Here is a 20293-nt window from a genome sequence, read left to right on the forward strand (position 1 = left end):
ATTTGTAAGCCTGGTTACAACACGGGCGCGGCTTTGCGGGCGCTGGCAGCCAGTCCATGGAGGGCAGTGCGATAATGGGCGGTTGTTGTTCACTACCCATATTGCCCATGATTCTCGTCACCGGAGGCGCCGGCTTTATCGGCTCGAATTTTGTGTTGGACTGGCTGGCAGGCTCCGAGGAGCCCGTGGTCAATCTCGACAAGCTGACTTACGCAGGCAATCTGCACAATCTGCATGGTTTGCAGGGTGATGACCGCCATATCTTCGTACAAGGCGATATTGGCGATCGCGCGCTGCTGGACAAATTGCTGGCTGAGCACAAGCCACGCGCCATTGTGCACTTCGCAGCCGAAAGCCATGTGGACCGCTCGATTCACGGGCCTGAGGATTTCATCCAGACCAATGTGGTGGGAACCCTGCGCCTGCTGGAAGCCACCCGTGCCTACTGGAATGGCCTGGAGGGCGAGGCCAGGAGTGGTTTCCGCTTTCTGCATGTCTCGACCGACGAAGTCTATGGCAGCCTGGAAAAGACCGACCCGGCCTTTACCGAGACCCACAACTTCGAGCCCAACAGCCCTTACAGCGCAAGCAAGGCCGCCAGCGACCACCTGGTGCGTGCCTGGTACCACACCTATGGCCTGCCAGTGCTCACCACCAACTGCTCAAATAACTATGGTCCGTATCATTTTCCGGAAAAACTAATTCCGTTAATGATTGTGAATGCGCTGGCCGGGAAGAACCTGCCCGTGTATGGCGACGGCATGCAGATCCGCGACTGGCTCTACGTGAAGGACCATTGCAGCGCGATCCGTCGCGTCCTGCAGGGTGGCCAGCTGGGTGAGACCTACAACGTCGGTGGCTGGAACGAAATGCCCAACATCGAAATTGTCCAGCGCGTGTGCAGCCTGCTCGACCAGCTGCGCCCTCGCAGTGATGGCAAGCGCTATGCCGAGCAGATCACCTACGTCAAGGACCGCCCGGGCCACGACCGCCGCTATGCCATCGACGCGCGCAAGCTGGAAAAGGAGCTGGGCTGGAAGCCGGCCGAAACCTTTGACAGCGGCATCCAGAAAACCGTGCAGTGGTACCTGGACAACCAAGCGTGGGTGCAGCAGGTGCAATCGGGCGCATATAAGGATTGGGTCAACAAACAGTACGCTTGAGATTTGCTATAAAAACAGGACTGCTGGCGCTTGACAGAGTTGTGCCAGCGGTCGTTTTTGTATTGATCGACAGCGAAAGGTAGTGGAATGAAGATTTTGTTGCTCGGCAAGAACGGCCAGGTCGGCTGGGAGCTGCAGCGCAGCCTGCAGCCCCTGGGCGAGCTGATCGCACTGGATCGCAACAGCAGCCCGCTGTGCGGCGATCTGCTGCAGCCGGATGCGCTGGCCGAAGCCGTGCGGGTGGTCAAGCCCGACGCCATCGTGAATGCTGCGGCCTATACCGCCGTCGACAAGGCGGAGAACGACGTGGACGCCGCCCGTACCATCAATGCCGAAGCGGTGGGCGTGCTGGCGCGCGAGGCCAAGGCCCTGGGCGCCTGGCTGGTGCACTACAGCACCGACTATGTCTTTGACGGCAGCGGCACCGGGCCTTGGCAGGAGAGCGATGCCACCAGCCCGCTTTCGGTCTATGGCCAGACCAAGCTGGAAGGCGAGCAGGCGATTGCCAGGAGCGGTGCCAAACACCTTGTCTTTCGTACCAGCTGGGTCTACGCGGCGCGCGGCGGCAACTTTGCCAAAACCATGCTGCGCCTTGCGCAGGAGCGAGACCAACTGGCGGTGATCGACGACCAATGGGGCGCGCCTACCGGTGCTGAGCTGATTGCCGATGTAACGGCCCATGCGCTGCGCACGGCCATGGCGGCGGGGCAGGATCTGAGTGGCATCTACCACCTGGTGGCAGGCGGCGAAACCACCTGGAACCGCTACGCCCAGTTTGTGCTGGCACAGGCCCGGCAGATCAATCCGGCGCTTGGCATCACCGCGCGTGAGGTGCAGGCGGTGGCGACATCAGCTTTCCCGACGCCCGCCAGGCGTCCCAACAATTCTCGCTTGAATACCCAGAAATTACAGCAAAGCTTTGGCTTGGCGCTGCCTGACTGGCAGGTCGGCGTACAGCGCATGCTGCAGGAAATTTTGTAAATGACAATCCAACAACGCAAAGGCATCATCCTCGCGGGCGGCTCGGGCACCCGCCTGCACCCGGCAACTCTGGCTGTCAGCAAGCAATTGCTGCCGGTATATGACAAGCCGATGATCTATTACCCGCTCACCACCTTGATGTTGGCCGGGATCAAGGAAGTCCTGATCATCAGCACGCCGCAGGATACGCCGCGCTTCGAGCAATTGCTGGGCGACGGCAGCCAGTGGGGCATCCACCTGCAATACGCGGTGCAGCCCAGTCCCGATGGCCTGGCGCAGGCCTTCCTGATTGGTGAGTCGTTCCTCAACGGTGCGCCCAGTGCGCTGGTGCTGGGTGACAACATCTTCTACGGCCATGATTTCTACAAGCTGCTGGGCAGTGCCATGCAGCGCGGCGATGGCGCGAGCGTGTTTGCCTACCACGTGACTGACCCGGAACGCTATGGCGTGGCCGAGTTCGACCAGGCGGGCAAGGTACTGTCGCTGGAAGAAAAACCGGCCAAGCCCAAGAGCAATTACGCGGTCACCGGCCTGTATTTCTATGACAGCCAGGTGGTGGAGCTGGCGAAAAGCCTCAAACCATCGCCGCGCGGCGAGCTGGAAATCACCGATCTGAACCGTCTGTACCTGGAAAAGGGCCAGCTCAGCGTCGAGATCATGGGCCGGGGTTATGCCTGGCTGGATACCGGCACGCACGACAGCCTGCTGGAGGCGGGCCAGTTCATCGCCACCCTGGAAAGCCGCCAGGGCCTGAAGATCGCCTGCCCGGAAGAGATCGCCTGGCGCAGCGGCTACATCAATGGCGATCAACTCGCGGCGCTTGCCAAGCCATTGGCCAAGAACGGCTACGGCCAGTACTTGCAGCGCCTGCTGCAAGAGGCGGGAGAGTGAGTGCGCCATGCAAGTGATTGATACCAGGATTGCCGACGTCAAGATCATCGAGCCCAAGGTTTTCGGAGATACGCGCGGCTTCTTCTATGAGAGCTTCAACCAGCAGGCCTTTGATGCGGCGGTGGGGGGGCACTACAATTTTGTGCAGGACAACCACAGCAAGAGCAGCCGTGGCGTGTTGCGCGGCCTGCACTACCAGTTGCAGCAGGCGCAGGGCAAGCTGGTGCGGGTGACGCAAGGCTCCGTTCTGGATGTGGTGGTGGATATCCGCAAAAGCTCGCCAACCTTTGGCCAATGGGTGTCGGTAGAGCTGTCGGGGGACAACAAGCGCCAGATGTGGGTGCCGCCGGGGCTGGCGCATGGTTTTGTTGTATACAGTGAAACGGCAGAATTTCTCTATAAAACAACGGATTATTACGCCCCTGCGCACGAGCGCTGCATTGCATGGAATGATCCCGATCTGGCCATTGACTGGAATCTGGGTGATATCGCGCCGCAGCTGTCTGCCAAGGATCAGCAGGGCGTGGCCTTTGCCCAGGCTGAGGTTTTTGTCTGATTCTTTGCAGTTCCTCCCAAATGTCTCCCATGCCTGCCTCCTACACTAGAGCGTCTATGGCATGGAGGGGCGGACCATTCGCCTGTGACAGGCCCTGAACAACGATAAGCATGACGACCAGCACTCTTCACGAGCCCACTTTTGCAACTGCCGCCGGCCAGGCTGATGCGGTGCGACCCCTGCTGGGCGAAATGCTGGTGCAGGCTGGCAAGCTCTCTCCGCGTGATCTGGAGCGGGCCTTGCAGGCGCAGCAGGAGATGGGCAGCCTCATCGGCCAGGTGCTGGTACAGCTGGGCCTGGTCTCCGAAATGGATCTGATGCAGACGCTGGCGCGCCAGTTGCAGATTCCCTTCACGCTCGGCACGGACTTTCCGCCTGAATCCATCGAGGTACCGGGCCTGCTGCCGGAGTTTCAGCATGCCCAGCATGTGTTTCCACTGAAGCTGGAAAACGGCGTACTGGATGTAGCCATGACGGCGCCGCAGGATCCGTTTGTCCTCAAGGCGTTGCAGATGTCGACGGGGTTGGTGATCCAGCCCCATCTGGCGCTGGAAGCCGATATTGAAAAGGCATTGCAGGAGCCAGAGCCCGAAGTGGCCGAGGAGGACGATGACGGCCTGTTCGGCGACGGTGCGGATGTCGGGGATTTTGTCGAGCACCTGAAGGATCTGGCGAGTGAGGCGCCGGTGATTCGCCTGGTCAACAGCATCATCGGCAAGGTGACGGACCTGCGGGCTTCCGACATTCACCTGGAGCCCTTTGATGACGGTCTGCATGTGCGTTACCGCGTGGACGGCGTGATCCATCCGGGCGAGCTGGTGCCGCCGCGCCTGTCGGCTGCCGTGGGGTCACGCGTCAAGCTGATGGCGCATCTGGACATTGCCGAGCGCCGCCTGCCGCAGGACGGCCGCATCAAGACCCGCGTCAAGGGGCGCGAGTTGGACTTGCGTGTCTCGACCGTACCCACCGTGCATGGCGAAAGCATCGTGATGCGTGTGCTCGACCGCGCCAGCGTGCGCCTGCAACTCGAAACCATGGGTTTTGCCAAGGACACCTTGGCCAAGTTCAACGATCTGCTGGCACGCCCGCATGGCATCTTGCTGGTCACGGGGCCCACGGGCTCGGGCAAGACCACCACCTTGTATGCCGCCTTGTCCAAAATCGATGCCGAAGCCAACAAGATCATTACCGTGGAAGACCCGGTGGAATACCAGCTCGAAGGCATCAACCAGATCCAGGTGCATTCGCAGATCAACCTGACCTTTGCCAACGCACTGCGCTCCATTCTTCGCCAGGATCCGGACATCATCATGATCGGTGAAATGCGTGACGGCGAAACCGCGCAGATTGCCGTGCAGTCCGCACTGACCGGTCACTTGGTGCTGTCCACCCTGCACACCAATACGGCGGCGGGTGCCATCACCCGTATGCAGGACATGGGGGTGGAGAGCTACCTGATCACCTCTTCCGTCAACGGTGTGCTGGCGCAGCGCCTGGTGCGTACCCTGTGCAGCAACTGCAAGGAAGAATACGAGCCCGGCCAAGAGGTACGCCAGCGATCCGGACTGGCACGTTTCAGCCAGGCAGGCCAGCCCATCTATCGCGCTGTAGGCTGCAATGTCTGCCGCCACACGGGCTACAAGGGGCGCACGGGCATTCACGAACTGTTTGTGCTGGATGAGCCGATGCGCAACGCCATCAATGCGGGCAAGGATTCGAACGAGCTGTTTGCGCTGGCCTCCAAGGCCGGCATGCTCAGCTTGAATGAGGACGGCCTGCGCAAAGTGGCTGCTGGCATGACCACGCTGGACGAAATTGCCCGCGTTACCCAGGACCAAATCGATGGCTGATTTTGCCTGGCACGCCATCAGCGCCAGCGGTGAGCAGGTCCGCGGCACATTCCAGGCCTCCAGCGTGGCGGCAGTGCAAAAGCATTTGCGCGCGCAAAAGCTCACGCCGGTGCGCATTGTCGATGCCGCCGATGCGTCAGCCTTGATCCCTGCAGGCGGCAAGGCCGACAAGAAGGCCGACGCCAGCAACGCGATCGTCAAGGCCAAGGCCACCAAGTCGCAGAAAGGTCCTGCCAAGGCGGCGGATGTGCTGGCGATGACCTCCGAGCTGTCCATCATGCTCAAAGCGGGTCTCGCACTCGACAATGCGTTGCGTGTGCTGATCGACATGGCCTACAAGGACAGCATGCGCGAATTGCTGACGGGGGTGCTGGAAGCCGTCAAGGGCGGTGTTCCGCTGTCCAAGGCACTGATGCAGCACCAGGAGTTGTTTGGCGATTTCTACATCAATATGGTGCGCTCGGGCGAGGCCAGCGGCCAGATGTCGGCGGTGCTGGCCCGGCTGGTGGAGCATCTGGAGCGCCAGCGCGCCTTGAAGGAAAGCGTCATCTCCGCCACCATCTATCCGATGATTCTGGTCGCGGTGGCCATTCTGTCACTGGTTGCCATGCTGGGCTTTGTCGTGCCGCAGTTCGAAAAACTGTTCACCGACATGGGCGATGCGCTGCCTACGCCGACCAAGATCGTAATGACGATCGGTCAGGCATTCCGCAAGAACGGCTGGGTGATTCTGATCGTGGTGGCGCTGGGAGTGTATGTGCTGCGCCGCTGGTTCCAGTCGCCCAAGGGGCGCATGTGGTGGCAAGGTGTTTTGCTGCGCATGCCGGTGCTGGGCCGCCTGGCGCTCAAGTATCAGCTTACCCTGTATTCCCGCTCGCTCGGTACCCTGCTGGGGAATGGCGTGCCCCTGCTGACGGCGCTGCACATTGCGACCGACACGGTCAGCAACCGCATCATCCAGACCGAGCTGGCCAAGATTCCGCCCATCGTCAAGGAGGGTGGAAAGATGGTACAGGCCATGAACACGACCACCGTGTTCGAGCCTCTGGCCGTCAATCTGGTGCGGGTTGGCGAGGAAACGGGGCGGCTTGGCCAGATGATGCTGGAGCTGTCGAATATCTTGAACCGCGAGGTGGAAATCGGAATCAAACGCGCTCTGACCATGATCGAGCCGATTCTGATTCTGGTGCTGGGTATCCTGATTGCCTCGATCATTGTGTCGATCCTGATGGGCATTCTGTCCGTCAATGATCTGGCTGTCTAATATTTTTGATTCAACAAGGAGTGCCTGCCATGAAGGCTTTATTTACCCAAAAACTGCAACGCAAAAGCCGCGGCTTTACGCTGATTGAACTGCTGGTGGTGCTGGCGATCCTGACCTTGCTGGCAGGCCTGGTCGGTCCCAAGGTTCTGAGCCAGTTGGGCGGCGCCAAGTCCAAGACTGCGGGTGTCCAGATTGCCGACCTGCAAAAGGCGCTCGATATCTACAAACTGGACGTGGGCCGCTATCCCACTACGGAAGAGGGCCTGGAAGCCCTGGCCAAGCAGCCTGGCAATGTCCGCGGCTGGAATGGCCCTTATCTGACGGGCGGCGTGCCTTCCGATCCATGGGGCAATCCGTACCGCTATGGCTATGCGAACGGCAAGGTGGAATTGCTGTCCCTGGGCTCGGATGGCCAGCCCGGCGGCGAAGGCGAGGCCGCTGACATTCGCAACGCGCAGTAAGCATTAGCGCCTGACCGGACACCTCCGTGCCCATTCTTTCGCCATGGTTGCAACATCCTGTGCGTGCTTCGGTACGCAGAACATCGGCACATCGGGGATTCACCCTGATCGAGCTGATGGTGGTGTTCGCCATCATGGCTTTGGTGGTGGCCATGGCGCCGGTCGCCTATGACAGGCTCAAGGAAGGCGTGCAATACCGTGATACGGTGCGCAGCCTGATCACGCAGCTGCGCTCGGCCAGATATGCAGCCGTCTCGGAAGGTGTGCCGGTGCGATTCACGGTGGATCTGAAAACCCGCGAGTACGGTGTACCCGGCTCTGTCAAGGAAATCCCGGAAAGCGTCGATCTGCGCACCATCGTCGCCGATCGGGAGTTTGTTCCAGATGGTTCTGCTTCCATCGTGTTCCTGGCTTCCGGCGGATCGACCGGTGGAAGTGTGGAGATCGTGCGCAAGACGGGGGCGGGCACGCGGCTGCGTGTCGACTGGTTGTCGGGGCGCGTCACCCAGGAGCCGCTCCTGCAATGATGATGCGTGCTTTGTCCAAGCCATCCCATCGCCAGCGGCAGCGAGGGATGACTTTGCTCGAATTGCTTGTGGCCCTGGCCATCATGGCCATATCCCTGGGCATGATCTATCGTGCAACCGGCAGCAACGCGCGTAGCGTTGGTGACCTGGGGCACTACCAGTACGCGATACAGCTGGCCGAATCACTGATGGACTCCCGGGATTCGGTGTACGAAAGTGGCTGGAACGAGTCCGGGGAAAGCAACGGTTTTCAATGGAGCATCCAAAGCGCTCCTTTCAAGACCGATGTGGGCGAGGCTCCCAATATTCCCCCATTGCACGAGGTGCGCATTGTCGTCAGCTGGAGCGACGGCGACAAGCCCAAGAGTTTTGAGTTGAGCACCCTGCGTGCCCAGCGTCGCCCGCCGGATCCAGCTGAAAGCGGTGGGGCGTCATGACAAAAAAGCAAAATTTCCTTGGTTCTGGCGGAATCTCCTGCTGCAGCAGGCGCCGCGCGTCAGCTGGATTTACCCTGGTGGAAATGCTGGTGGCATTGTCGCTGCTATCGCTCATCATGCTGGGGCTTGCTGGTGCCATGGGTACGATGGGGCGAACGGAAACGAGTATCGACAACCGGCTCGACCGCATGGACGAGGCGCGCTCGAGTACGGATTTCCTGCGTTCGGTGCTTTCGCGCATTTCTGCAAAAAAGGTACAAGGTCTGCAAGAGCAGCGCATGGGGGAGGGGACCAAGCCACAGTTCTTTTTCTCCGGTGCCGGGCAGGCCATGACCTGGGTGGGTGTCATGCCCGCACGTTATGGTGTGGGCGGACGCTATCATTTCCGACTGGCCATGGGTGATTACCTGGGTGCTCCCGCTGTGGTTCTGAGCTATACCCCATGGATCGATCAGCAGACCCAGCCCAACTGGGGGGCTGCTGAAAGCTATCCGGTGTTGCCACATGCGACGGGGGTTTCCTTTCAGTACCTCAATGCGGCCATCGACCCTCCGCAGTGGGGTAGCGACTGGAGCAGTCTGGATCAGCTCCCGCAGGCCGTGCAGATATTGATGGCCTCGGAGCAAGCGGTATTGCCTCCGCTGGTGGTGCAGATGAGAGTGATGCCCGCAGGAGATCCGCGCGGCGGCGGCGGCGGCGCCTCGTTGGGGGGCAGTGCGTCATGAGTTACACAAGCAAACACGCTTTTCAATGGCGCATCGCTGCACGCAGGCCTGGTGCGCAAGCCGGCATGGCGCTGATTGCGGTGTTGTGGCTGGTTGCCGCCCTGAGCCTGATGGTGACGGGGGTCAGCGGCGTCGTGCGACAAGAGACGCGAATGGTGGGTGTTGCCAAGGATCGCGTCTCGGCGCACGCCATGGGCGATGCTGCGGTCATGCTGGTGTTGCAGCAACTCGCGGCAGAGCGCAATCCAATCCGGCAATGGACCGATACCTCGGTGACCTACCAGGGGGCTGAAATTGCGGTGAGCGTGATGCCCTTGAATGGCTTGATTAATATCAATGGTGCATCGCTGCCACTGTTGACCGCATTGTTGACCATTGGTGGCGGAGTCCCTGATGGAGCCGCTCAGGAGATTGCCATCGGCATTCTGGATCGGCGCGAGCGCTCCTCGCTGGAAGGACGTCGGCCGGAGCGTTTTGAAGCGATTGAGGACCTCATGCAGATCCCTGGGATCGATTATGACCTCTATGCTAGACTCGCGCCCCTGATCACAGCCTCCAATGCCGGTACGGGTGGATCGGGCGTCAATCCATTGGCGGCGCCGCCTGAAGTGCTGCGCATTCTGGCAAACGGCAACGAGGGCATCGTCAACCAGATTACCTCCGCCCGCGCCTCCGGCGATACGGCCGGAGTGGACACCTCTGGCCTCGACGGCAATCTGTCCCGCGCGGGAAGCGCTCAACGCCGCTACCGCGTGACGGCCAAGGTTCCCATGGCCGACGGTCGATTTTTTCTCGTGGATCGCAGCGTGTATTTTGGCTCCCGTACCCGTGACGGGTTGCCTTGGTACACGTTCGAAGCACGTCAGATGTTGCAGCCCGCGTCCTGATTCAAACAAAGAAACGGTATGGCACTTTCCACAGACTCGCGCTTTTTCGGACTGGATTTGAACCAGTTGAAAGCCGATGTATTCAAAACTTGGCAAAAGGCTCCGCAATGGCCGCCATTGAGCTGGCTGCGTCCAGAGCAGGCGCTGACGCTGGTGCCAACGCAAGGCGACCCATCCGTTGTTTGGGAAAGCGGCGCACCAGCGCCCGTCGGCAAACGCAGCCCTGAGTTCTGGGCTGTCGAAATCCCCGAAGGCATGGTGTTGCGCAAAACCTTGCAATTGCCTGCACTGGATCCGCAGGATTGTGCCAGCGCGGCACAGTTGGAAGTGCAGGCCATCAGCCCTTTCCCGGCAGCAGATGTACTCTGGGGATATGCGGAGCTCTCGCGAAGCAGCCAGGCGGTGCGTTTGCAACTGGTACTGGCATCCCGAACCCAGGTGGAGCCTTATATACAGAGCAAGATCGCGGAGCGCCAACTGACGTTGGCTGAAAACGCTGCTCCACTGTCGCAGCCGGAGGTCTGGGTTTTTGCTCCGCAGCGCCAGCCGATCGTGATCCAGGGGTTTGGCGAAGGCGCCCGTGCCATTGCAGGCCGCAAGAAATTGATGCTCAACGCAGCGGGCGTTGGTGTCGCGGGCCTCTTGTGTGCTGCCATTGCCATCACGCCGACGGCGCAGTTGCGGCTGCGTGCGATCGAGGCGGTTCACGCCTATGAAGGCATGGCGGCCAAGACGACGGACGTGGTGGGCAAGCGTGAACAATTGATGCAGAGCGCCGACAAGGTGGCGGGGCTCTCGGAGCTGCTTTCCGAGCGCGTGGATAGCGTCAAGGTGCTGAGCATGCTGACCAAGGTGCTTCCGGACGACACGGCGCTGCAATCGGCGCGTGTTCAGGGCAACAAGGTCACGCTGGTGGGTCTGACGGAAAACTCCTCGACACTCATGCAAAAGCTCAGCAACGAGGAAGGCGTCAAGGATGTTCGCGCGCCAAGCGCAGCAACCCGCCTGGCAGGTGCCAACCGGGAGTCGTTCACGATTGAGTTGACACTGGACAACAAGGTGTTTGGTCCTTCACTCAAGGCGGAGGAGCCTCCACCGGCAGCCACTCCGGCCCAGACGAGCGAAGCCGCTGCACAGCCGGCAGCACCGAGCCAGGAGGCAAATGCTACGCCAGTGGTGCCGAGTGCGGCTCCTGTACCCGCGCAGACCCCTCCAGTCCAGTCGCCACCACCTGCCAATGCAAACCAACGCAAGGGACCGACCCTTGGCGGATCAAAATCCGGGCCCAGCCTTGGAGGCTCCAAGCCGGCACAGTCGCAGGAGGAGCGCAAATGACGAATCACATCAAACCCAATCGCAAGGAATGGCTGATATTGCTGGGTACCGTGGTGTTGGCACTCACACCGTTGGTGGTTCTTGGCGGATACATCGCCAACAAGCACCACTGGGCCCAATCCAAGCTCGCAGAGCTGGAGCCGCGCTATGCGCGCCTCAAAGGTCTGGATATGCAGCGTGAGGAAATTGACCAGGCTCTGGAGCGTGCACTGCGTATCCGCGCAGAGTATGTTTATCCATCCTCCCAGGATGTGGCCCAGACGGGGAATGCCGTGCAGCAGAAGCTGAGGGACTTGCTGACGCAGGCGGGCTTGACGGTGGTCAGCAGCCAGGTGTTGCAGGCCAAGGAAGAAAAGGGATTTGATCGCATTCCGCTCACCGTGCGTGCGGAAGGCGAGTTGCTGGCAGTGGACAGTGCCCTGGCGGTATTGGTCGAACAGTTCCCAGTGATGCTGCTTGGCGATGTGGAGGTCCGCAACCAGGGGAACCTGCAGATCATGAATGAAAAAATAGCGCCACGGTTGACACTGCAACTGAATCTGAGCGTGCTGCGGGAGCGTACATGAAGCGCTATTTAGGCTGGGCGCTGGCAGCCCTCAACATTGTGTTGGCACTTGTGTTGGCTTGGTTATGGTTCAAGCCCAATGGGGAATTGCGAAATGTCCATTGGGAGGCGCCACGGGCACAGAAATCAAATTTTGACGATGTGGTTCCCCGCCTCGGCAAGCCTCAACCCATGGACCAAAGCCAGTTTCTGGCCATGCTGGACCGTCCGCTCTTCTCGTCCACGCGGCGGCCCCCACCACCGCCGCCACCTCCTCCGGTCGAGGCACCGCCTCCGCCGCCCGACTATCTGGCAGATGCCGTCCTGACTGGTGTGTACATCAGCGAACAGGGCAAATCAGGCGGAATCATCATTCGCTTCCAGGGCAAAGACAAATCCTTGCCATTGCGCGGGGTGCTGGACGGATGGACTCTGAACTCGGTGGCGGAGAACCGGGTGTATTTCACACGGAATGGCGTCACCAAGGAAATCACCTTGCAAAAGGCCAAGCTGCAGACCGGATATGGACCGTCAGCCGAGACGCCCGAGATGCCGAGAAGCGCTCCACCGGTACCTGGCAGTGACGGGCAGGAGGCGAGGCCACAACGCAGAGGTCCAACCCTAGGGGGGTCTCGCTCTCCAGCCAGACCTTGACGCAGGCCCAGACAGGCCGGCACCGACGTATTGATCGATTTTTGGGTTTAAAACTATGACGACTTCCACTTTGCGCCGCACCGCACTCTTCCTGGCACTTGGGCAGGCGCTCATATTGCAATCAGCGTATGCGCAGACTCCTGCAGCCGGGGCGGCCGCTACACCCGCCCAGGCAGGACAGGTACCAGTGCTGCAGGCACCAGGCATCCTGATCAACGGAAAGCAGGCTTCGGGAGGCGATGAAGAGCAATCCACCGAGCCCCGCATCATGCGCGGCACCGACAAGGTGCTCAACATAGACAAATCGGAGCCCATTCCCAAGGGGGCGCCGGTGACGTTCCGCTTTGAAGAAGCCCCTGTGGCGGAGGTGGTGCGAACCATCCTGGGCGACATGCTGAAGCTGGACTTCGTCATGCATCCGCCTCTGCAGGGAACGGTCACGCTGACAACCCGCAATGCCATTGATCCGGATACCGCAGTGTTTCTGCTGGAGTCGGCATTGCAGGCCAATGGGCTGGCCATGGTGCGTGATGCGCGCGGTGTATACCAGGTGGGCAAGCCAGAGGTGCTGCGCAGCCTGGTGGGGGCGGTGCGGGTGGCAGGCGCTCCTGGCTCGATGGCCCCAGGCTATGGCGTGATCGTGATTCCTCTCCAGTACATTGGCGCCAACGAAATGGCCAACATCCTGAAGCCGATCGCGCCACCTGAAGCGGTGGTCAAGGTGGACGCCGTTCGCAACGTCATCATCATGCAAGGGAACCGTACCCAATCCGAAGGCTGGATGGAGATGGTGAAGACATTCGATGTCGACCTGCTCAAGGGGATGTCGGTCGGCATCTATCCGCTCAAGCATGCATCCATAGAAGAGGTTTCTGCGGCCTTGCAAATGGTCAACAGCGGTGGGCAGGCAGCTGGGGCTGGCCAGCAATCGATCAACGTCAGCGGCGGCGCTGCGGGGAATTCAGCCAGCGTGATTGCGGGCCGGCGCCCTGGCCAGGCTGCGTCTCCAACTGGTGCAGCCGGGGCAAACAATACGCAACTGAGCGGCAATGCCGCTGCTGCTGCGGCATTGCTGTCCTCTTTGGGTGAGTCCAATCCACTGTATGGAGCGCTGCGCGTCCTGCCGATTCCGCGATTGAATGCGCTCATGGTCATCACGCCGCGTGCGGCCTATCTGGATGAGGCGGAAAAGTGGATTCGCCGTCTGGATGTTCCCGGTTACGGCGGCAGCGAGCCAGAGTTGTACGTCTACCGTGTTCAAAACGGCAATGCAAAGTACCTGGCGCAGGTGCTGAATGGCATCTTTGGTGGGCAGCAGCCAGGCGCAGCGGGCAACATGACCTCTGGTGTTGCCCCTGGATTGAACAATAGCGTGAACCGCACGCCCGGATCTTTCAACAATCTGGGCACTTCTTCTGGCCTGGGGTTCAACAGCGGCAATCGGTTCGGCCTGAACCAGAACACCCAGCAGCAGGCGAATGCCCCCACCATCACAGCCACCGCAATCGGCGATATCCGCGTGGTGGCTGACGAATTCAACAACACCATTCTGGTCTGGAGCACGGGCTCTCAGTACCGCAAGATCGAGGCCTCGCTCAAGCGGCTTGACGTGGCTCCTATCCAGGTGTTGATCGAGGCGAGCATCATCGAAGTCACCTTGAATGACAACTTGCAATATGGTGTGGAATGGCTGTTCAAGAACCGCCATCTGGGGGGCTCATCACGCGACTACACTGGCATTGGCAACTTTGGCGGATTGGCTGACCCCAATGCGGGCGCCAATAGTGGCGCTTTGGGGAGCACCGCTGCGCCTACCTTCACCTACTCTATCTTCAATGGCTCTAATATTGCTGCTCGCCTGAGCGCCGTTGCGGGGCAGGGGCAGGTCAAGATGCTATCGAGCCCGTCGGTGATGGTGATGGATAACCATCCTGCCACTATTTCCGTTGGCGAGCAGATCCCGGTGAGAACTACGGATTACATCAACAACACCGGCAACAATTACATCGCGCAAAATTACCAACTGAAGGACACCGGCGTGATTCTGAATGTCACGCCTTCCGTCAACTCCGGCAATATGGTCAGCTTGCAGATTGATCAGTCCGTCATCGATAGTGCAGGTATTGATGCAGCCTCCAGCCAAACCAAGTTCTCGAACCGGCAACTCACGAGCAAGCTGGCCGTGCGATCCGGCGAGTCAATCGTGATGGGTGGACTCATCAAGGACCGAGCGGAAGATTCCGACAGCGGCGTTCCACTGCTCAAGGACATTCCAATCATTGGAAAGGCATTCAGCAGTACCAAAAAGAGCACGGCCCGCACGGAACTATTGCTGGTCATGACGCCTCGTGTAGTGCGTACGGATGTGGACGTGCGGGAAGTGAGCGAAGAACTGCGTGATCGCCTGCGCGGCTTGAATGATGATGATTTGCTCGGTAGCCTCAAAAAGGCGGAGCCCCGGCGCCCAGCTTCCACGGTTCAGCCGCTGGTGACTCAGTAAATCAATCAGCTAATTCATTTTATGAAAGAAATTGTAATGAAGACTTGGATTTCCCAAAAAGGCGTGGTGCGCTCTGGCGCCATGATCATGGCCGCATTGTCGCTGACTGCCTGCGCCACCATGGATTCCGGCACCCCGGAGCAAATCGTCACCAAACGCGCACAGGCCTACTGGGACGCGCGTCTGAAGGGCGATGCTTCTGCGGCGTATGGGTTTGCCAATGATGCTTTCAGGCAGGCCGTAGACGAGGACAAGTTCAAGCGCGGCCACATGGCTACTTTTGCGGTCGGTGCAGAAGTGCAAAAGGTGGAATGCGATGCGCAAAAATGCGACGTCGGTATCAATTTAAAGGTCAATCCACCGCTGCCTGGCAAAAAGATCGGTACCATTGATATGTATTCGAAGCAAACTTGGTTGCTCGAAGACGGTCAGTGGAAGCTGTACCTTGAGCCTTGAGACAGGCTCTGCATGGCAAGTTGGTTTAGGATTGTTGTAATTAGTCTACAGCCATCCCCAAAAAACAGCGAACTTGCTTTGCATCTGGTCGGAGCGCTATGCTATTATTTCTTAGCGTAAACAATCGTGGTAGTTGCGCTGACTAACTTTTTTTAACTGGAGTGTGTTTATGAAGAAAAATGTTCTGGCCCTGAGCATTGCTGCCATGATTGGCGGCTTTGCTGGCTCTGCCAACGCTTTGACCGCTGCTACGGCAACCGCGTTCGAGCAAAACGATGGCGGTGCAGGTCACATTTTGGTGGTGCCTTACTTCACCACGCAAAACAACAACATGTCTGTGATTCACGTGGTGAACACCGACACGCAGAACGGCAAGGCTGTGAAGGTTCGCTTCCGCGGCGCTGCTAACTCTGACGATATCTTGGACTTTACCGTGTTCCTGTCGCCATACGACGTGTGGACCGGTTCCGTTCAAGCTGATGCCAACGGTTCGTACTTCATGACCGCCGACAACAGCTGCACGTACCCAGATATCCGCAAGGCAAAGACCAGCTTCGTTCAAGACCGTCTGTCTGACAACTGGTCTGCTGAAAAGCGCGTCAACAACACCAAGGAAGGTTACGTTGAAATCCTGAACATGGCTGACGTGAAGCCTGGTTCGAAGCTGTTCACCACGATCAAGCACAGCTCCGGCGCTCCTAAGTGCGACGAAGCTGTTCTGGCCGACACCCTGTCCATCAACCCAGAAACCCCAGCTCTGGCTGATGCTCTGGGCTACGAAACGCCTACCGGCGGTCTGACTGGTGACTGGTACATCCTGAACGTGAACCAAACCACCACGTTCTCGGGTGCTGCTACCGCCATCAAGGCTGTGGACGCTGCCGGTGCTAACGCACGTGGTAACTTCGTTGCCTTCCCTCAGGACAACCATTCGCCAACCGTTGGCAACACTGACGCCTACACCGCTGACCCGCTGTTCATTTCGACGGCTAAGGACAAGGCTGGTGTCGCGCAGTCCAAGCTGATCCAGATCGCTAACTACGACCTGCCTGACCTGTCGACGCCTTACCTGACCAGCAACGTTGGCGCTCCTGCTAGCCAAGCTTCGAGCCTGACCGCTGCTGTGGCAAACAATGGCGTGTCCAACCAGTTCGCAAACGATCCCCTGATCGATGCGAAGACTGACTGGGTGCTGTCCATGCCTCTGCGTCGCTACAGCGTTGGTGCAAACTACGCTGCTGATGCCAAGGCAAATGCCTACATGGTGTTCAACCCTGACGTGCTGAACCCAGCTACCGGCAAGCCTTTCTTTGCAGCAGGTCCTACCACTGTTGACGCTGATGGCAACATCTGCGTGGACACCGCAAGCAACACCTTCTACGACCGTGAAGAACTGTCGAAGACCGACGGTGCTGTGATCTCTCCTGGCACCGCCAAGAAGATTCGTCTGTGCGGCGAAGTGAACGTGCTGGCATTCAAGGATGCAGGTACCTCCGTTCTGGGCGCTTCGGTTGCTCGTCAAACCGCGACCGTGGCATACGACAACGGCTGGGGCAAGGTGAACTACGGTTCGGCTTCCTACCCAGTGGTTGGCTCCTCGTTCATCAAGCTGATGAACAGCGGTGGCGCTGCTAACGGCTTCAGCGGTACCTACGGTATCACCTGGCCTCACCGTTTCTCTAAGTAATTTGCCCCGCAGGTCGTAAGACCTGTTTGGTAAGTGCTTAGGAAACTAGCCAAAGGGCGGAGAGAAATCTCCGCCCTTTTTTGTTTTCTCTTTGTTTCCAGCCGCATTGAGGGTAATGCCATGGCGGTTGCCACTTTTTTGCTATCCTTGCAGTTTTGGCAGAAGGACAAGGCTCATGCGTAATTGGTTGAAGTCGGTAGGTATGGTTGTGGCATTGGGAGGCATGAGTGTTGTGGCTGTTGCCCAGGGCAGCAGCAACGCCGTATTGTTGCAAGGGCCATCCACTGCGGTGTATGAAAGCGATGTGCTCAACGATGCCAAGCGCATGCCCGAAGAGATGCGAAGCAGCTTTTTGGCAAAGCCGGAAAGCGTAGCGCAAATGGTAGAGGCGCTATATGTGCGCAGAGCGATTGCGGAAACCGCTCGATCCAGTGGCCTGGCAGACCAGCCGGAAATCGCAGCAGCAATCAAGATTGCGATCGACAAGGTGCTGTCGGATGCCTATCTGCAAAAGTTCAATGCCGAGCACAAGCCCGATACCAAGCTGGCCGAAGCGCAGGCGAAAGCTGCCTACGCGGCCAAGAAGGAAACTTTCAAGGCTCCGGAGCAGGTGCATATTGCACACATTCTGGTGATGAGCAAGGACGATGACGACGCCGCAGCCAAGGCCAAGGCCGAAAAGTTGTTGGCGGAGGCGCAGGCGGGCGCAGATTTTGCGCAACTGGCCAAAGACAATTCCTCCGATGCTTCCAGCGCCGTCAAGGGCGGGGACCTGGGCATGGTTTCACATGGCAGAATGGTGCCTGAATTCGAGACTGCAGCCTTTGCGCTGGACAAGCCCAACCAATTGAGCCCGGTCATCAAGACCCAGTTCGGCTACCACATCATCAAGCTCTTCGAGAAGAAGCCCGCTCGTACCATGTCCTTTGAGGAAGTACGCCCGGACCTGGAGAAGCAGTATGTGCAGCAGTCCTTGCAGACCGCGCGCCAGGCCGAGGTGGCAAAGGTGCTGAAGGCTGCAACTTGGGACAAGGCCAACATGGAGGCATTTTCTGCCCGTTTTGCCGATAAGAAGTAAGCTGCGCTCTTTGCTGAGCCGGTACGGATCTTGATTCCAGTGAGAAGGAGAGGGCTTGGCCTTCTCCTTTTTTATGTACCGGCTCGGGCCACATGAGAGGGCCTTGGAAACCATATGCATTCGCTTTTGCAGAATATTCGTGAGCTGCTCGCCAGCCGCCAGCTGATTGGCGTGATGACGCGGCGCGAGGTGGCGGCGCGCCATGCCGGGACGGCTCTGGGCGTTCTGTGGCCCTATCTGCAGCCGCTGCTGTCGGTGGCGGCCTATTACCTGGTCTTTGACATCGTGTTCTCCATGCGCTTGGGGGATGGCGCCAAAACCCATGCGGTGGGAACCTTCCTGATTGTGGGTGCCTTGCCCTGGATGGCTTTTTGCGATGCCATTGCGCGCGGGATGGGGAGCCTTCTGGAGGCGGGCGCCATGCTGCAAAAGAATCCTCTGCCGCCCGTTCTGTTCCCTGTGCGGTCGGTGCTTGCCAGCTCCATCATCTTCGGGCCGTTGATGCTGCTGGTAGCGCTGTGTTACACGCCTTTGCACCATATGCAATGGGGCGTGTTGGCCTTGTTGCCACTGATGGCGATGCAACTGCTGATGACGGTGCTGCTTGCCTATGCTCTGGCGATCTTCGCAGCCGCCTTGCGCGATACCGTGCAGGTGGTGGGTTTTGCACTGTCGGTGGGGATCTACCTGACGCCGATTCTGTTTCCCGTTTCCATGTTCCCAGCGCAGTGGCGCTGGCTGCTGTGGCTCAATCCCATGGCTTCGTATGTGCAAGGGTACCAGTCGATCCTGTTGCAGGGACAATGGCCGGATTGGCCTGTATGGCTGGGCGGGCTGGTATGGATCGTGCTGCTTGCCGTGGTGGTGAATGTGCTGGTGCGCAGAAGCCGGGACCAGTTGGTGGATTGGCTATGACAACAAAAGAGACAACTGCCCAGCCTGTGTTGGTGATCAAGAACCTAGGCAAGGAATACAAGCTCTACGATTCGCCGCGCCAGCGGGTGAAGGCATTGCTGACGGGGAGGGCTACCCATCGCAGCCACTGGGCTTTGCGCGATGTGAGCTTTACCTTGCAGCGTGGCCAGTGCATTGGTGTGATTGGTGACAACGGCGCAGGCAAGAGCTCGCTGCTGAAGCTGCTTGCCGGCACGATGCAGCCTTCTACCGGCTCCATTGAGCGCACCGGGCGGATCACCGCCATTCTGGAACTGGGTGCGGGGTTCCACGGCGATTTCACCGGGCGCGAGAACCTGTATTTTGCCGGTAGCCTGATTGGCATCAATCAGCAAGAGATGCGCCAACTGGAGCCGGAGATCATCGCCTTCTCCGAGCTGCACGATGCCATCGACCGGCCGGTGAAGACCTATTCCTCCGGGATGAATGTGCGCCTCGCGTTCGCACTGGTGACCGCCGTGCAGCCCGATGTGCTGATCGTTGACGAGGCGCTGGCCGTGGGCGACCAGAGCTTTCAGAAAAAGTGCATTGAGCGGATTCTCGACTTCCGCAAGAAGGGATGCACGATCCTGTTCTGCTCCCACAGCCCCTACCATATTCGCCATCTGTGCGATGCCGCCCTGTGGCTGGAAAAGGGCCAGGTGCAGATGTTCGGGGAGACCGAGGCGGCGCTCGCTGCCTACGATGTGCGTACCCGCCAGTTGAAGGAAGAAAAGGACCGGCTGCAATGGGGTGACGATGCACCAGCAGGCGTTGCGGACCTGGGCCTGCCACCCAAGGAGCAGACTGCCGAATTGCCAGAGGCGGGCGTCCTGGAGGGCTCCATCAAAGAGGCAGAGCCTTACGTCGTTCAGCGACCCAATGCGCCTCAGGCGCAGGAGACGGGCAATGCCTGCCTGCTGTCCGTCGAGATTGCCAACCTGAGCGGTGATGCACCGCCGGTGCTGCAGGGCAATGACCTGGTTGTGACCATTCGTGCGCGTGGCAACGGGGCGGAGTGTCCACACATCGGGTTCATGATCGAGCAGAACAAGGGCGTGGGCATTGCCTGCCTGGCCACCCATGAAGACGGCGCGCTGCCGGTGCTGCAGCCTGATGGCACCTGGCAATCGGTCCTCACCTTCCCCGATCTGCCGCTGCACAGTGGAGACTATGTGGTGAGCGCGTTCCTGTTCGACGGGTCTGGTCTCGCTGTGTATGACCAATGGTTCCAGTACACGGTGTTTCGCTTCATCTACCCCAAGCCGCTTCCCGGACTGGTACGATTGCCGCACCAATGGAGCTGATGCTTCAGATATGAATGGCCACTGGCATCCACCCAGTATGCGCCTGATGCTATAAAA

20 protein-coding genes are annotated in these 20293 nt (G+C 59.3%); all 20 read left to right on the plus strand.

The genetic code is table 11. The features are described from left to right. Window positions 1–107 precede the first annotated feature (107 nt). Window positions 108–1163: a dTDP-glucose 4,6-dehydratase gene (rfbB, locus tag ACH2DG_RS13505; protein WP_395026730.1), complete on the plus strand. Its 1056-nt coding sequence runs from the start codon at window positions 108–110 to the stop codon at window positions 1161–1163. An 87-nt stretch (window positions 1164–1250) separates the two neighbouring features. Further along, window positions 1251–2144, plus strand: coding sequence for a dTDP-4-dehydrorhamnose reductase (rfbD, locus tag ACH2DG_RS13510; RefSeq protein WP_395026731.1), 894 nt, complete (start codon window positions 1251–1253; stop codon window positions 2142–2144). Beyond that, entirely contained in the window at window positions 2145–3035 is an 891-nt protein-coding gene (gene rfbA / locus ACH2DG_RS13515; RefSeq protein WP_395026732.1) for a glucose-1-phosphate thymidylyltransferase RfbA, read from the plus strand. It abuts the gene before it with no gap. Between the two features lie 7 nt (window positions 3036–3042). Beyond that, window positions 3043–3591: a dTDP-4-dehydrorhamnose 3,5-epimerase gene (gene rfbC, locus ACH2DG_RS13520; protein WP_395026733.1), complete on the plus strand. Its 549-nt coding sequence runs from the start codon at window positions 3043–3045 to the stop codon at window positions 3589–3591. Between the two features lie 110 nt (window positions 3592–3701). Then, a complete protein-coding gene (gspE, locus tag ACH2DG_RS13525; protein ID WP_395026734.1) occupies window positions 3702–5441 on the plus strand; it encodes a type II secretion system ATPase GspE in 1740 nt (579 codons plus the stop codon). Then, the gene (locus tag ACH2DG_RS13530) at window positions 5434–6705 is read left to right on the plus strand and encodes a type II secretion system F family protein (RefSeq protein ID WP_395026735.1); all 1272 of its coding nucleotides are present in this window, start codon (window positions 5434–5436) and stop codon (window positions 6703–6705) included. The genes gspE and ACH2DG_RS13530 overlap by 8 nt, the downstream gene beginning before the upstream one ends. 29 nt (window positions 6706–6734) lie before the next feature. Then, window positions 6735–7166 (plus strand): type II secretion system major pseudopilin GspG, encoded by a 432-nt coding sequence (gene gspG, locus ACH2DG_RS13535; RefSeq protein WP_184705608.1) that lies wholly within the window; start codon window positions 6735–6737, stop codon window positions 7164–7166. 26 nt (window positions 7167–7192) lie between these two features. Continuing rightward, a complete protein-coding gene (locus ACH2DG_RS13540; RefSeq protein ID WP_395026736.1) occupies window positions 7193–7693 on the plus strand; it encodes a Tfp pilus assembly protein FimT/FimU in 501 nt (166 codons plus the stop codon). A gap of 2 nt (window positions 7694–7695) precedes the next feature. Then, a complete protein-coding gene (locus tag ACH2DG_RS13545; protein ID WP_395026737.1) occupies window positions 7696–8130 on the plus strand; it encodes a prepilin-type N-terminal cleavage/methylation domain-containing protein in 435 nt (144 codons plus the stop codon). Beyond that, window positions 8127–8855, plus strand: a complete 729-nt coding sequence (locus ACH2DG_RS13550) for a prepilin-type N-terminal cleavage/methylation domain-containing protein (RefSeq protein WP_395026738.1) — start codon at window positions 8127–8129, stop codon at window positions 8853–8855. The genes ACH2DG_RS13545 and ACH2DG_RS13550 overlap by 4 nt, the downstream gene beginning before the upstream one ends. Before the next feature lie 65 nt (window positions 8856–8920). Further along, window positions 8921–9742: a general secretion pathway protein GspK gene (locus ACH2DG_RS13555; protein ID WP_395026740.1), complete on the plus strand. Its 822-nt coding sequence runs from the start codon at window positions 8921–8923 to the stop codon at window positions 9740–9742. Between the two features lie 18 nt (window positions 9743–9760). After that, entirely contained in the window at window positions 9761–11077 is a 1317-nt protein-coding gene (locus tag ACH2DG_RS13560; protein ID WP_395026742.1) for a PilN domain-containing protein, read from the plus strand. Continuing rightward, a complete protein-coding gene (gene gspM, locus ACH2DG_RS13565) occupies window positions 11074–11643 on the plus strand; it encodes a type II secretion system protein GspM (protein WP_395026743.1) in 570 nt (189 codons plus the stop codon). The genes ACH2DG_RS13560 and gspM overlap by 4 nt, the downstream gene beginning before the upstream one ends. A 170-nt stretch (window positions 11644–11813) precedes the next feature. Further along, on the plus strand, window positions 11814–12275 hold the full coding sequence (locus ACH2DG_RS13570) for a hypothetical protein (RefSeq protein ID WP_395026745.1): 462 nt from the start codon (window positions 11814–11816) through the stop codon (window positions 12273–12275). Window positions 12276–12330: 55 nt separating this feature from the next. Continuing rightward, window positions 12331–14775: a type II secretion system secretin GspD gene (gene gspD / locus ACH2DG_RS13575; protein ID WP_395026747.1), complete on the plus strand. Its 2445-nt coding sequence runs from the start codon at window positions 12331–12333 to the stop codon at window positions 14773–14775. Window positions 14776–14796: 21 nt separating this feature from the next. Then, window positions 14797–15231, plus strand: coding sequence for a hypothetical protein (locus tag ACH2DG_RS13580; protein WP_395026748.1), 435 nt, complete (start codon window positions 14797–14799; stop codon window positions 15229–15231). 169 nt (window positions 15232–15400) lie between these two features. Then, complete coding sequence (locus tag ACH2DG_RS13585; RefSeq protein ID WP_395026749.1) at window positions 15401–16918, plus strand: cell surface protein; 1518 nt, start codon at window positions 15401–15403, stop codon at window positions 16916–16918. A gap of 175 nt (window positions 16919–17093) precedes the next feature. Further along, window positions 17094–17996 carry a peptidylprolyl isomerase gene (locus tag ACH2DG_RS13590; RefSeq protein WP_395026750.1) on the plus strand — a complete coding sequence of 301 codons (903 nt, stop codon included), beginning with the start codon at window positions 17094–17096 and terminating at the stop codon, window positions 17994–17996. A gap of 114 nt (window positions 17997–18110) precedes the next feature. Further along, window positions 18111–18911: an ABC transporter permease gene (locus ACH2DG_RS13595; protein ID WP_395026751.1), complete on the plus strand. Its 801-nt coding sequence runs from the start codon at window positions 18111–18113 to the stop codon at window positions 18909–18911. After that, a complete protein-coding gene (locus tag ACH2DG_RS13600) occupies window positions 18908–20236 on the plus strand; it encodes an ABC transporter ATP-binding protein (RefSeq protein ID WP_395026752.1) in 1329 nt (442 codons plus the stop codon). The genes ACH2DG_RS13595 and ACH2DG_RS13600 overlap by 4 nt, the downstream gene beginning before the upstream one ends. Window positions 20237–20293: the final 57 nt, after the last annotated feature.

The organism is Comamonas odontotermitis, from assembly GCF_040396735.1.
Classification (GTDB): domain Bacteria; phylum Pseudomonadota; class Gammaproteobacteria; order Burkholderiales; family Burkholderiaceae_C; genus Comamonas; species Comamonas odontotermitis_C.